The organism is Agromyces sp. Y182 (assembly GCF_059445385.1).
The window spans coordinates 450,700-463,977 of record NZ_JCAIUF010000001.1 but is presented as its reverse complement, the minus strand read 5'-3'; the positions used below and the strand labels follow the sequence as shown (position 1 = coordinate 463,977).

10 protein-coding genes are annotated in these 13,278 nt (G+C 69.7%); 5 read left to right on the top strand and 5 right to left on the bottom strand.

What is annotated here, in order from left to right; translation table 11 throughout:
• The first annotated feature begins 9 nt into the window (after positions 1-9).
• From AC1C2R_RS02135 to AC1C2R_RS02125, 3 genes are all read left to right on the top strand, one after another.
• A complete protein-coding gene (locus AC1C2R_RS02135; protein ID WP_495378781.1) occupies positions 10-2,229 on the top strand; it encodes an alpha-N-acetylglucosaminidase in 2,220 nt (739 codons plus the stop codon).
• A 41-nt stretch (positions 2,230-2,270) separates the two neighbouring features.
• Positions 2,271-3,446, top strand: a complete 1,176-nt coding sequence (locus AC1C2R_RS02130) for a thiolase family protein (RefSeq protein ID WP_495378780.1) — start codon at positions 2,271-2,273, stop codon at positions 3,444-3,446.
• 163 nt (positions 3,447-3,609) lie between these two features.
• On the top strand, positions 3,610-4,398 hold the full coding sequence (locus AC1C2R_RS02125; RefSeq protein WP_495378779.1) for an SDR family NAD(P)-dependent oxidoreductase: 789 nt from the start codon (positions 3,610-3,612) through the stop codon (positions 4,396-4,398).
• A 208-nt stretch (positions 4,399-4,606) separates the two neighbouring features.
• Here AC1C2R_RS02125 and AC1C2R_RS02120 read toward each other — a convergent pair whose 3' ends face one another.
• The 3 genes from AC1C2R_RS02120 to AC1C2R_RS02110 form a co-directional block, all read right to left on the bottom strand.
• Positions 4,607-5,587, bottom strand: a complete 981-nt coding sequence (locus tag AC1C2R_RS02120) for a permease prefix domain 1-containing protein (RefSeq protein WP_495378778.1) — start codon at positions 5,585-5,587, stop codon at positions 4,607-4,609.
• On the bottom strand, positions 5,584-5,925 hold the full coding sequence (locus tag AC1C2R_RS02115; RefSeq protein ID WP_495350896.1) for a PadR family transcriptional regulator: 342 nt from the start codon (positions 5,923-5,925) through the stop codon (positions 5,584-5,586). Before AC1C2R_RS02115 ends, AC1C2R_RS02120 begins: the two co-directional genes overlap by 4 nt.
• A gap of 267 nt (positions 5,926-6,192) precedes the next feature.
• Positions 6,193-7,635, bottom strand: coding sequence for a helix-turn-helix domain-containing protein (locus tag AC1C2R_RS02110; protein ID WP_495378777.1), 1,443 nt, complete (start codon positions 7,633-7,635; stop codon positions 6,193-6,195).
• A 131-nt stretch (positions 7,636-7,766) separates the two neighbouring features.
• On the opposite strand from AC1C2R_RS02110, the gene AC1C2R_RS02105 reads away from it, so the two are divergent.
• Positions 7,767-9,683 carry a phosphoenolpyruvate carboxykinase (GTP) gene (locus AC1C2R_RS02105; protein WP_495378776.1) on the top strand — a complete coding sequence of 639 codons (1,917 nt, stop codon included), beginning with the start codon at positions 7,767-7,769 and terminating at the stop codon, positions 9,681-9,683.
• 228 nt (positions 9,684-9,911) lie between these two features.
• The gene (locus AC1C2R_RS02100) at positions 9,912-10,295 is read left to right on the top strand and encodes a DUF1622 domain-containing protein (protein ID WP_495350893.1); all 384 of its coding nucleotides are present in this window, start codon (positions 9,912-9,914) and stop codon (positions 10,293-10,295) included.
• Between the two features lie 59 nt (positions 10,296-10,354).
• Here the strand turns inward: AC1C2R_RS02100 and AC1C2R_RS02095 are convergent, their stop codons facing one another.
• Positions 10,355-11,224, bottom strand: coding sequence for a hypothetical protein (locus AC1C2R_RS02095; RefSeq protein ID WP_495350892.1), 870 nt, complete (start codon positions 11,222-11,224; stop codon positions 10,355-10,357).
• Between the two features lie 147 nt (positions 11,225-11,371).
• Positions 11,372-13,249, bottom strand: coding sequence for an ABC transporter ATP-binding protein (locus tag AC1C2R_RS02090; protein ID WP_495350891.1), 1,878 nt, complete (start codon positions 13,247-13,249; stop codon positions 11,372-11,374).
• Positions 13,250-13,278 lie beyond the last annotated feature (29 nt).

Here is a 13,278-nt window from a genome sequence, read left to right as displayed (position 1 = left end):
GTGGGTGCGATGACCGGTTCCGACGGGTTCTCCGAGGCCGTGCGCGGCATCGTCGCCCGCATCGGGGGTGACGCGGATCGCGTGAGGATCGAGCGGATCGTCGACACATCGGACGACGCGGCGGTCGGCGAGCACGCCGCCGTCGGCGAGTATGCCGCGGAGGGCGGCGTACTCACCCTGCGGGGGACCGATCCGGTGGCGGCGCTGAGTGCGCTGTCTCGGTACCTGCAGCGCAACGGCCGCCGCATCACCTGGGAGACGCCGCGACTCGACCCGGCGTTCGAGGCTTGGCCGGATTCCCCGCCGACGTCGATCCGCACACCGTTCGCCATTCGCTCCCACTTGAACATGGTCACCCACGCCTACTCGACGCCCTTCTGGGACTGGGACCGATGGGAGCGCGAACTCGACTGGATGGCGCTGCACGGGGTCACGCATCCGTTCGTGCTCACCGCGTACGAGGTCGTGCTCGAGGAGACCCTGACGAGATCCGGAGTCCCGCGCACAGAAGCGCGGTCGTGGGTGGGCAGCGCCGCGCACACCCCCTGGATGTCGGTGGGCGGGATGCACGACTTCGGCGGGCCGCTGCCCGAACGCTGGTCGGAGCGTCGTGTCGAGCTCGCGCGCCGGATCCTCGGTCGCGCTCGCGAACTCGGCATGACGCCCGTACTGCCGGTGACGGGCGGGCATGTACCTCGTTCCCTCGCCGGTGCCGGCGCGGCGGAGATCGAGTGGCAGGGCTGGAGCACGCCGATGCTCGAGCCGTCGTCGGCCGAGTACGCGGATCTCGTGCGCACTTTCCTCGAGGTGCAATGCGAACTCCTCGGAGATCCCGGCCCGCGGCCCGTCATCGCGGTCGACCCGTACATCGAGTCGCTGCCGCCGTCGGGCGACGAGGCCGCGCTCGCGGCGGCGGGCCGGGGCATCCATCGTGCCGTCTCCGGTGTCTACCCCGATGCGACCTGGCTCCTGCAGGGCTGGCCGTTCCACTACCACCGAGATTTCTGGACGCCCGAGCGCGTTGCAGCGTATCTCTCCGAGGTGCCGCACGAGAGTCTTCTGCTCATCGACCTCTGGGGCGAGCACGCGCCGATGTGGCGCGATGGCATGCACGGACGGCGGTGGATCTGGACCGCGATCCACAACTTCGGCGGGAGGTTCGCCCTGTTCGGCGACCTCGCCGGACTTGCTCGAGACATCACGGAGCTCGAACGAGAGCGGCCGGAGCGACTCGAGGGCATCGGGCTCGCGCCCGAGGCGATCGAGAACAACACCGTGTTCTACGAGTTGGCCGGCGACCTCGTGTGGGGCCCGGTCGTCGTCGAGCACTGGCTCGATGCCTTCGCGGTGCAGCGCTACGGCGTCGACGACGAGCGCGCCCGGCAGGCTTGGCGCCTGCTGGCCGAGACCCTGTACGCGCCGGGGCGTACACGTTCGATCCCGTCGCCGGTGTTCGCGCGTCCCTGGAGTGCGACCGCGCCGTTCGCCACGCAACGGCTGGCGGGAGAGGCGCTGCCGACGGGGGCCGCACGCATGTCGGCGAACATCGACGCCGAGAACGACCCGGCCGTGCTCGGCGACCTGCCGCGCATCGCTCGCGCGGCTCGACTCCTCGTCGGGCTGGCGGATGTCTCGCCGTCGCCCGATGCCCTCGAGCACGATCTCGTCGAACTGACCGGCCACGTGCTCGCCCAGCGCACGCGCGAGCACATTCGCGGCATCCTCGCCGCCTTCGAGCACCGCGACGCCGCCGGCATCCGTGTCTGCGCGGCGAAACTGGCCATCGACCTGCGCGACCTCGACGCATTGGCGGCCACTCGCCCCGAATCGCGGGCATCGACCTGGATCGACGCGGCCCGAGGGTGGGCCGATACTCCGGGCGAGGCAGCGGTGATGGAACGGGACGCGCGCAGCCTGGTGTCGGTCTGGGGACATCAGTCGAGCGGCCTGCACGACTATTCGGGCCGGCACTGGTCCGGGTTGATCCGCGATCTCTACCTGCCTCGCTGGGAGGCGTGGGCCGGGTGGCTCGCCGAGGCTACCGAGGCCGCCGACGCTGCGGGGGCCACCGACGCCGCCGAGGACGGAGCCGAACCCGATGTCGCGGTGCTCCGCGCTCGCATCGTCGGAATCGAGGAGGCATGGCGCAGCGCGATCGGCAGCGACGATGGGTCGAACTCGTCTCCCGTCGCGGTGGCGTCCGCGGTGCTCGACCGGCTCGGCTGCTGAAAGGCGTCGTGTCGGGATCGCAGCCGATCTAGGCTGTCAGCATGAGCAGAGAAGCCGTCATCGTCGACGTCGTCCGCACGCCCGTCGGGCGCGGCAAGCCCGGAGGCATCCTGTCGGGCATCCATCCCGTCGACCTGCTCGCGGGGGTGCTCGACACTCTCGTGAACCGCAACGACCTCGACCCTGCGCTCATCGACGATGTGATCGGCGGGTGCGTCAGCCAGATCGGCGAGCAGAGCTACAACATCACTCGCAACGCGGTGCTCGCGGCCGGTTTCCCCGAGAGTGTGCCGGGCACGACAATCGACCGGCAGTGCGGGTCGAGCCAGCAGGCGGCGACGTTCGCCGCGCAGGCCGTGCTTTCGGGCCACGCCGACATCGTCATCGCGTGCGGCGTCGAGTCGATGAGTCGTGTACCGCTCGGATCGAGCGCGGCGGGCGCCGATCCGTACGGCAGCCGCATCCGCGCCCGCTATCCCGACGGGCTCGTGAACCAGGGCGTCTCGGCTGAGCTCATCGCCGCGAAGTGGGGCTTCTCGCGCGCCGAGCTCGATGAGTTCGCGGCCCGTTCGCACGCGCTCGCGACAGAGGCTGGGGAGTCGGGCGCGTTCGCGACCGAGGTCGTGCCGGTGCCCGGCATCGACGCGCTGACCGACGAGACCGTGCGCCCCGCGACATCCGTCGAATCGCTCGCTGGGCTCAACCCGGCGTTCCGCACCGACGAGCTCGCCGAACGCTTTCCCGAGCTCGACTGGCGCATCACGCCCGGCAACTCCTCGCCGCTCACCGACGGCGCATCCGCCGCCCTCATCATGAGCGCCGAGCGCGCCGAACAGCTCGGCCTTACGCCGCGGGCCAGGTTCCGCTCATTCTCGGTCGTGGGCAGCGACCCGCTCTACATGCTGACGGGCGTGATCCCCGCGACTGCGAAGGTGCTCGAGCGTGCCGGGCTCGGCCATGACGACATCGACGCCTACGAGGTCAACGAGGCGTTCGCGTCGGTGCCGCTCGCGTGGCTTCATGACACGGGGGCGGATGCCGCGAAGCTGAACCCCCGCGGCGGCGCCATCGCTCTCGGCCACGCGCTCGGCTCATCGGGCACGCGGTTGCTGACGACCCTCGTGAACCAACTCGAGGCGACGGGCGGCCGCTACGGACTGCAGACGATGTGCGAGGGCGGCGGCATGGCCAACGCCACCATCATCGAACGCATCTGACTCCCACCCGCCCCTGACGCCGCGCCGTCCTTCGCTCACTCGCTCACTCACCCGCTCACCCGCACGCACATCGAAAGTGCAGCTCCCGTCGGAATACCCGACTCAGAGCGACGACAACGGCACTCTCGATGAAACGAACGAACGAACGACGAAGGGACACCACATGGAACTCGACGGAGCATCGGCGATCGTCACCGGCGGGGCCTCGGGCCTCGGACGCGCGACGGCACGCGCACTCGTCGACGGCGGGGCATCCGTCGTGCTCGTCGACCTGCCGGGCCCACGCGGCGAAGAAGCCGCTGCCGAGCTCGGCGACCGGGCGCGCTTCGTCGCGGCGGATGTCGCGAACGAGGCCGAGGTGCAGGCCGCCATCGACGCGGCATCCGCTCTGGCACCGCTACGTGTCGCGGTCAACTGCGCCGGCATCGTGACCGCGAACCGCACGGTCGGCCGCGACGGCCCGGCGCCGCTCGACGCGTTCGAACGCACGATCCGGGTGAATCTCATCGGCACGTTCAACGTGACCCGGCTCGCAGCCGCGGCGATGGCGGCCACCGAGCCGGCTTCCGGCAGCGTGCCAGGCGGTCCGGCGACTGCCGAGCGCGGGGTCATCGTCAACACGGCGTCGGTCGCCGCCTTCGACGGGCAGATCGGCCAGGCCGCCTACGCGGCGTCGAAAGCCGCAGTGGCCGGTATGACTCTGCCGATCGCGCGCGACCTCTCGAAGCTTCTGATCCGTGTCGTCACGATCGCGCCCGGCATCTTCGAGACGCCGATGATGGCCGGAATGCCAGACGACGTGCGCGCGTCGCTCGAGGCCCAGGTGCCGCACCCGTCACGGCTCGGACATCCGACCGAGTACGCCGCGCTCGTGCGGTCGATCATCGCCAACCCGATGCTGAACGGTGAGACGATCCGCCTCGACGGCGCGATTCGCATGCAGCCGAAGTAGGGCGTCGGCCGGCCTGCACGAACGCCGAGCGGCGAATGCCGAGCACGCGGAACGAACGACCGTTGCCGAGTTGTACGACGATTCGCACGGCGCGCCGTGTGTTCACGGCGTGTCACGCGCGTCGTCGTGCAACTCGGCACTCGATGCAGGTGGGATGCCGCGGGGCGGGCGCCCAGCTCGAGCGCCCGCCCCGCGACATCCGTGCGGCTCAGTCTGCTCGTGCGTTGCGCACCGCCGAGCGGGCACGGACGGTCTTGATGACACCGTCGATGACGTCCCAGAGCGAAGCGCCGATCGTCACCACGACGATGATCGCCACGATGATCGGCCCCGACTCTCCCCATGGCCACTGCATCGCGTCGAGTGCGGGCTCGTTGATGAGTTGGCCGGTGAGGAACAGCCACAACGCCGGCACCGTGAAGGCGACATTCAGCACGAGGTTGGCCCCGGCGAGCCACCAGTTCCAACCCCAGGCGTAGATCGCAACGGCGAACAGCACCTCGAGCGCGATGAGCGCGAGGAAGTACGGCAGCCAGAACGACCACAGCGCTGGGTCGAGGATCGGCACCGATGCGAGCTCGGGAACCCACGGGATTCCGAACTGCTGCGCGACGAGTACGGCAGCGAAGACGACGAGGAACACCACCGACGCGATGAGCTCGGCAAGGCGCGACGCCCTGCCCGGCTCGGGCAGGGCCGGCAGCATGTCGAGCGTCCATGGCAGGTCGATTCCGCGCCGGCCGGCCGGGGCCGGTGAGCGTTCCAGGATCGCGAACACGAGCGTCGTCCAGAATCCGATGTGCACCGCTGCCGAGATCGTGATGCCGATGACGGCGCCGATGATGCCGCCGACGGATGTGCCGGCGACCGCCTGCGCGATCACTACGCCGAGGACGGCGAACGGCAGCACCACGGCGAACAGCAGCTTCAACATGCGCCACCAGGTCAGGAAGTAGCGCGGCCCGATGAGCTGCAGCGGCCGGTCGACGTAATGCGCGGCGAGTACGGCCGGGTCGCCGAGCTCGGTGAGGGCGGCGCGCTCGGCGTCGTCGGGGCGCTGGCCGGCTTCGACCAGTGCGTCGCTCGCGTCGCCGATGCGCTCGCGCAGTTCGCGATCGAACTCGGGGCGCTGCGTTTCGGGCAGGGTGCGGGCGGCGGCCCACACGTAGCGGTCGGTCAGGGTGGTCATCGTTCGTCTCCAGTCGTGAGTCCGGCGAGCGCGTCGTCGATGCGCTGCCATTCGGTCATGAGGGCGCCGGCGAGTACCTCGCCGGTCGGGCTCGTGCGGTAGAACTTTCGGGGCCGCGCCTCGTCGGTGTTCCACTCGCTCGTGAGGAGGGCCTGCTTCTCGAGCCGCCGCAGCAGCGGGTAGAGGGTGTTCGCATCGACGAGGATGCCGAGCCCGTTCAGCGACTCGAGCAGTGCGTAGCCGTAGTCGGGTGTGCGCAGGCGAATGAGACAGGCGAGCACGACGGTGCCGCGTCTCAGTTCCTGCAGGTGCCCCGCGGTGGTCTCATCTGTGCTCATGCCTCACACGTTACTGTGCGACACACACTATTGCAACCCACACTTCATAGCGCGACGGATGCCTCGTCGCCCGCAGCACTGTCTCCCGCCATCCGGCGCAGCAATTCAGGAGGGGAGGCGTGTCGCGACCATCTTGGGCGGCGTGTCGTCCGGACACGCCGACTCCTGTCCTGAATTGCTGCAGGGGCGAGGGGCGAGGGGCGAGGGGCGAGGGGCGAGGGGCGAGGGGCGAGGGGCGACGGGCGTGGGGTGAGGGGCGGCTGCCGGTTACTGCTCGGCGTGCGCCTCGAGGAACTCGTAGACCGAGGAGTCGTCGACCCCGGGGAACGTGCCCGACGGCAACGGCGACAGCACGTGCGCGTGCAACCTGGCGCTCGGCCACGCCCGCCCGGCCCAGCGTGCGGCGAGGTCCGACGGCGCGCGCCGGCAGCAGGACTCGTCGGGGCAGGTCGACACGGCGCGCTGCGTCGTCTCGCGCCCGCGGAACCACTTGGCCTGGTTGAACGGCACCCCGACAGAGATCGAGAACTCCGCGGCATCCGTGCGCCCCGTCTGCGTCGCGCACCAGAAGGTGCCGACGGGGGTGTCGGTGTACTGGTAGTTCTCGGTCGTGCGGTTCGTGTGCCGGAACGCGCTGCGCGCGCTCCACTTCTTGCACACCCACTGCCCCTCGATCGAGCCGGTGACGTCGGACGGCAGCGGCAGGCCGTCGTTCTCGTAGCCCTTCAGCAGTGCCCCGTCGCCGGCGACGCGGAGGAAGTGCAGCGTCATGTCGAGGTGAGTGGTCGCGAGGTTCGTGAACCGCAGCGCCGCCGCCTCGTGCGTCACGCCGAACGCATCGCGGAAGTCTTCGATGGCGAGCCGCTTCTCTTTCTTGGCGGCCTGCAAGAAGGTGATGGATGCCTCGCGCGGCATGAGGCACGCAGCCGCGAAGTAGTTGATCTCGAGCCGCTGCCAGAGGAACTCCGCGTAGCTCGCCGGCCGCTCATGCCCGAGCAGCCGGTGCGCCATCGCCTGGAGCGCCATCGACCGCAGTCCGTGTCCGCCGGGGATCGATGCCGGCGGCAGGTAGATGCGGCCGTTCGCGATGTCGGTGATCGACCGGGTCGAGTCGGGCAGATCGTCGACGTAGATGAGCTGGAAGCCGAGGCGCTCGGCCATGACGCCCACTTCGCGGTGGGTGACGGCGCCCGAGCGGTGGCCGGATGACCGCACCTGGTCTTCGGCGAGCTGCTCGATCTCGGCGAGATGGTTGTCGCGTTCGCGCATGAGTTCGCGCAGCTCGGTGTTGGCCCGTCGCGCCTCTTCAGGGGTGGCGATGGCTTCGCTCGCCCGGCGCTGCAACTCGTGGTGGAGGCCCACGATCGCTTCGAGCGATTCGTCGGTGATGCCGCGGCCCGGCCTGATGGCCGGCAGTCCGAGGCTCGCGTAGAGCGGACTTGCTTGCGCACGGCCGAGCTCGAGCTCGAGCGCGGCCCTTCGACTCGGTGCCTCGCGCGCGAGGAGGTCGGCGAGTTCGACGCCGAGTGTCGCAGCGAGGGCGTCGAGGGTCGACAGCTTCGGCTCCCGTTTGCCGTTCTCGATGAGCGAGAGCTGACTGCCCGCCAGGCTGACCGCATCGCCGAGTTGGTCGAGGGTGAGGCCGCGCTCGCCGCGGAAGTGGCGGATGCGCTGGCCGAGGGTCGCGAGGTCGGGGGAGCCTGCCTTCATGCCTTAAGAATAGCGAAAGAAGCGCAGTTCTTAACGGGTGATTTGACCGAACGGATGCCGCATCCGCGCGCATTCTTGAAGTACGAACCGTTTCCGGCCACTGGTCGGCACACACTCTGGAAGGGACGATGATGACCATCTCCGAGTTCGCATCGGGCACGGCCTCGATCGGCACCGCGGCATCCGAGGCGTCCGCAGCCTCCGCCCCCGCAACCGCTCCCGACGCCGTCGGCGGCGCCCGACGCGGCACCACCGACCCCACGCTGCGCGCCTGGGTCGACGAGATCGCCGGCCTCACCAAGCCAGACGAGATCGTCTGGTGCGACGGTTCCCAGCACGAAGCCGATCTGCTGACGAAGCAGCTCGTCGCCGAGGGAAAGCTCATCAAGCTGAACCCGGAGTGGCGACCCAACAGCTACCTCGCGCGCACCGATCCGGGCGATGTCGCCCGAGTCGAGGACCGCACGTTCATCTGCTCGACCTACGAAGAAGATGCGGGCCCCACGAACAACTGGCGCGACCCTCGCGAGATGCGCGAAGAACTCACCGATGTCTTCGACGGCTCCATGAAGGGGCGCACGATGTACGTCGTGCCGTTCTCGATGGGCCCCCTCGGCGGCCCGATCTCGCAGCTCGGCGTAGAGATCACCGACTCGCCCTACGTCGTGCTCTCGATGGGCATCATGACCCGCATGGGCGACGCCGTGTACCGCCTGATCGAGGCGGGCGAGCCGTGGGTGCGCACCGTGCACTCGGTCGGCTACCCGCTCGTGGACGGCATCGGGCACCGCCGGGCAGAGACCGACTGGCCGTGCAACGAGACGAAGTACATCGTGCAGTTCCCCGACTCGCGTGAGGTGTGGTCGTACGGCTCGGGCTACGGGGGCAACGCCCTGCTCGCGAAGAAGTGCTTCGCCCTGCGCATCGCGAGCGTCATGGCACGCGACGAGGGCTGGCTCGCCGAGCACATGCTGCTCATCAAGATCACCTCGCCCGAGGGCCGGTCGTACCATGTCGCGGCGGCGTTTCCGTCGGCGTGCGGCAAGACGAACCTCGCGATGCTGCGCCCCACGATCCCCGGCTGGAAGGTCGAGACGATCGGCGACGACATCGCCTGGATGCGACCCGGCGACGACGGGCGCCTCTACGCGATCAATCCCGAGGCCGGGTTCTTCGGTGTCGCACCCGGCACAGGGGAAACCACGAACCCCACCGCTGTGCAGACGCTCTGGGGCAACACCATCTTCACGAACGTCGCGCTCCGGCCAGACGGCGACGTCTGGTGGGAGGGCCTCACCGATACGCCGCCCGCCGAACTCACCGACTGGGAGGGCAAGCCGTGGACGCCGGCATCCGGTCGCCCTGCCGCGCACCCCAACTCCCGGTTCACGGTCGCCGCAGTGCAGTGCCCGCAGATCTCCGACGACTGGGATGCGCACGACGGCGTGCCGATCGACGCGATCCTCTTCGGCGGGCGCCGCGCCACGAACGTGCCGCTCGTCGCCGAGGCCCGCAGCTGGAAGCACGGCGTGTTCATGGGCGCGACGATCTCGTCCGAGCAGACCGCGGCCGCAGAGGGCACCGTCGGCGAGCTGCGCCGCGACCCGTTCGCGATGCTCCCGTTCTGCGGTTACAACATGGCCGACTACTGGGGCCACTGGGTCAAGATGGGCCGGGTGCTCGGCGCGAACGCACCGAAGATCTTCCAGGTCAACTGGTTCCGAAAGGGGGCCGACGGCTCGTTCCTCTGGCCGGGCTTCGGCGAGAACTCGCGTGTGCTCGAGTGGATCGTCGGGCGCATCGAGGGTTCGAGCGACGCCGTCGAGACGCCGATCGGCCTCGTCCCGGCATCCGATTCGCTCGACCTCGACGGCCTCGAGATCACGGATGCCGCGCTCGAGCACCTCTTCGACGTCGACCGTGACTCGTGGCTCGCCGAGTGCGACCTCACCGACGAGTACTTCGCGCAGTTCGGTGATCGCGTGCCCGCGGCGCTCAAGGCCGAACTCGCGAGCCTGCGCTACCACCTGCAGCACCAGGGCGGGTAGCGCGGTCGGCCGTGCGCCTCGCGAGCCTGCGAGGCGCACCGCCGTGCGGGTCACTGATGCCGCGGACGCGCGCGCTCGGGAAGGTGCGTCGCCGCCCGCGGCATCCGTCGTACGCATCCCCTGCGGCATGCCCTGCGGCATGCCCTGCGGCATCCGTCGCGGACATCCTCGGCACGTCGCGTGGTCGCACGGGCTGTGCGGCGCTAGCGTGTGCCGCGAGGGGGCCCCATGGAATTCGGCAGCGTCATCGAAGCAGTTGGCGAGGTCATCGACGTTCTCGGCGTCGCGGCGATCGTCATCGGCGTGCTCTACGCGATCGTCGATGCCGCGCTGCGCGGCTTGCGGCGGGTGAGCCCCGTCTACACACGGTTCCGCCGCGTGCTCGGCCGGGCCATCCTGCTCGGTCTCGAGCTCCTGGTGGCCGCCGACATCATCAAGACCGTCGCCGTCACGCCGACGCTCGACTCGGTCGCGGTGCTCGCGGTCATCGTGCTCATCCGCACATTCCTCAGCTGGTCGCTCGAGCTCGAGATCTCGGGGCGTTGGCCATGGCAGAAGCGCGGGACGCCCGTCGATGGGGAACCCGCGATCGCGTCGACCGAAACCGGCTGATCAGTGTCACGCGCTGAGGCGCGCGAGCTTTCCGTCGATGACGGATGCGGCTTCGTCGATCACCTCGTCGCTCGCCCGGCGCGCTGGTCACTCGGTGCGGCGCGGTGCGGTTCGTCGAGACGGCCGAGCAGCCGGAGGATCGCGGCAGGCGCGTAGCGGAACTCGATCGTGCCGCTCGCGCCGGGCTCCGACGGGCCGACCCAGGTGCTCGAGCCCTCATGCATCCGCACCCAGCCGTTCTCGAAGAGCAGGTCGGTGCCGACCACGAACGCCATCGCCGGGGTGTCGCCCTGGCGCACGGCGATCGACCCTTCGAACACCTGCGATGCCGAGGCATCCTGGTCTTCGCGGCACTGCACGCCGACGAGCGGGCGAGCGATCGGGGTGGCGAAGCCGGGCGTCTGGAACGGACTCGCCTTGGAGGCATCGGCGACGACGCCGAAGTTCACGCTCGTCGAGACGAGGCTGAGCGATGCTCGACCATCGAGCACGAGGCGGCTCGAGACGCGGAAGCGGTAGAACAGCCGGCCGGATTCCCGAGCCGGTGGGAGCACGGCGAGGCTCGCCCAGTTGCGCGACCATGCGAGGGGTTCTCCGTCGCGGTTCGGCGGGTCGTAGAGGCTCGCGGTCAGTCGCACGGCACCGTCGGGCCCGGTCGTGGCTGCACGGAGGGAGCTGCGGCCGTGATCGCCGTCGGGCATCACGTCGCGTACGGCGGTGAAGGCCGGCAGCTGTTGCGGTTCCCAGTGGCGGAGCCACCCCTGGATGCCGGCCTGGACCCGGTCGAACGAGCGGCCGAGGCCGAGGCCGCTGCGGGTTGCGTCGGCGTCCGCGTCATCCGCTGAATTCGGCAGTTCGTCGATGAGGTCGACGGGCAGCTCGTCGAGTCGGCCGAGGTCGCGCGCGCTCGACACGGTTGCGATGGTCATGGTGGTCCTCCGTGGGGCAGGGGCTCGAGGCATCCGAAGATCGGATGCGGGAGCCCACGCTACGAAGTGCCCGCTGCCGCGCCATCCGAGCGGGCACTGAGCTTCACTCGGGTACGCCCTGAGGTCGTCATGGAGTTCGCCGAGCCCTCAGACCAGCAGCTGGTGCTCCGCGAGCTGCCGGTAGAGCGGCACGGCGGCCACGAGTTCGGAGTGCGTGCCCTCGCCGATGACGCGGCCCTCGTCGAGCACGACGATGCGATCGGAGTCGATGACCGTCGACAGACGGTGCGCGATGACGATGAGCGTGCGACCGGCCGACACGGCGTCGATCGCCTCGCGCATCATGCGTTCGTTCACGCCGTCGAGCGACGACGTCGACTCGTCGAGCAACAGGATCGGGGGAGCAGCGAGCAGCGCGCGCGCGATCGCGAGGCGCTGGCGTTCGCCGCCCGAGAGCATGATGCCGTCTTCGCCGACGGCGGCGCCGAGCCCGTCGGGGTTGCGGTCGAGCACACCGCCGAGGTTCACGGCGCGGAGCACGTGCTCGCACTCCTCATCGGTCGCATCGGGGCTGCCGAGCTTCAGGTTGTCGCGAAGGCTGCCGGCCAGCACCGGCGCGTCCTGCTCGACGTAGCCGATCTGGGCGCGCAGCTCGGCGCGATCGAGCGAGCGCACGTCGAGGCCGCCCATGCGGACGACGCCGATCGAGGGGTCGTAGAACCGCTCGATCAGGGCGAGGATGGTCGACTTGCCGGCACCCGATGGGCCGACGAGCGCGATGCGCCGGCCGCGCGGCACCTGGAACGAGACGCCGCGGAGCACGGGCTGACGATCGGTGACATCGGGCTCGGGCAAGTGTTCGTCGGCACTTTCGTTCGCCGGATCGGCGGGGTCCGAGCGAGTGGCGGCGTAGGCGAAGTGCACGCCGTCGAACTCGATCGCGGCGGCATCCGGGAGTACGGCCTCGTTGGCGTCGCCGACCATGAGCGCGAGGGGTGCGAGTTCGCGGTCGTGCGTGTCTTCATCGGGCAGGTCGAGGATCTCCTGGATGCGGCCGAGGGCGCCGAGCGCCTGGTTCACCGAGGTGATCGCGCCGAACGCCTGGCCGAGCGGCAGGATCATCATGAACAGGAAGAGGATGAATGCGACGAGGTTCGCGACGGTCAGTGCGCCGGTCGCGACGCGGAACCCGCCGACGCCGAGAACGACGAGGAACGACACCTGCATCGCGATGCCCGCGATCGGCACGATGAGGGCGGAGATCTTCGCGACCTTGACGCCCATCTCCCATGCCCCCTCGGCATCGCCGTCGACGGCACGGATCTCGCGGTCGGTGGCGCCCGCGGCGCGGATGGTGCGCACGGCGCTGATCGCGCGCTCGACGGATGCTGCGACGTCGCCGACCTTCTCCTGAGCCTGGTGGGATGCTTCGCGCACCCGCCGGGAGAGGAGGGTCACGGTCGTGATCGCGATCGCGACGACGAGCACGGTGAGGCCGAGCAGCACGGGGTCGATGATGAGCATCGCGATGAGCGCACCGACGAAGGTGACGGTGCCGCCGATCGCCTCGACGAGTCCCTGAGTGAGCACCGCGCGGAGCATCGTCGTGTCGCTGCCGACGCGCGAAACGAGGTCTCCCGTGCGGCGGGTGTCGAACTCGGCGATCGGCAGGCGCAGAATCTTGGCGACGAGTCGCTTGCGGGCCGAGAGCACGACGCCCTCGCCCGTGCGCTGCAGGAGGTAGTGCTGGTAGCCAGAGATGACCCCGCTCACGATGACGAGCACGACGAGCGCCCAGACGAGCCAGCCGAGCGTATCGCCTTCTTGCACGATCGAGATGACTTGGCTCACGAGGAGCGGTTGCGCGAGGCTCGTGAGCGCCCCGATGACGCTGAGGATCGCGACGACGACGAGCACTGGTCGGTGCTCGAAGATGAACGGCAGCAGCTGCCGGAAGGTCGCCCGCGGCCCCGTGGGGGTCGCGCGTCGGCCGAAGGGGGAACGTCGGGTTTCAGTGTCGCTCATGTTCGCTTCCTGGCCGACGCGGCGAGCGG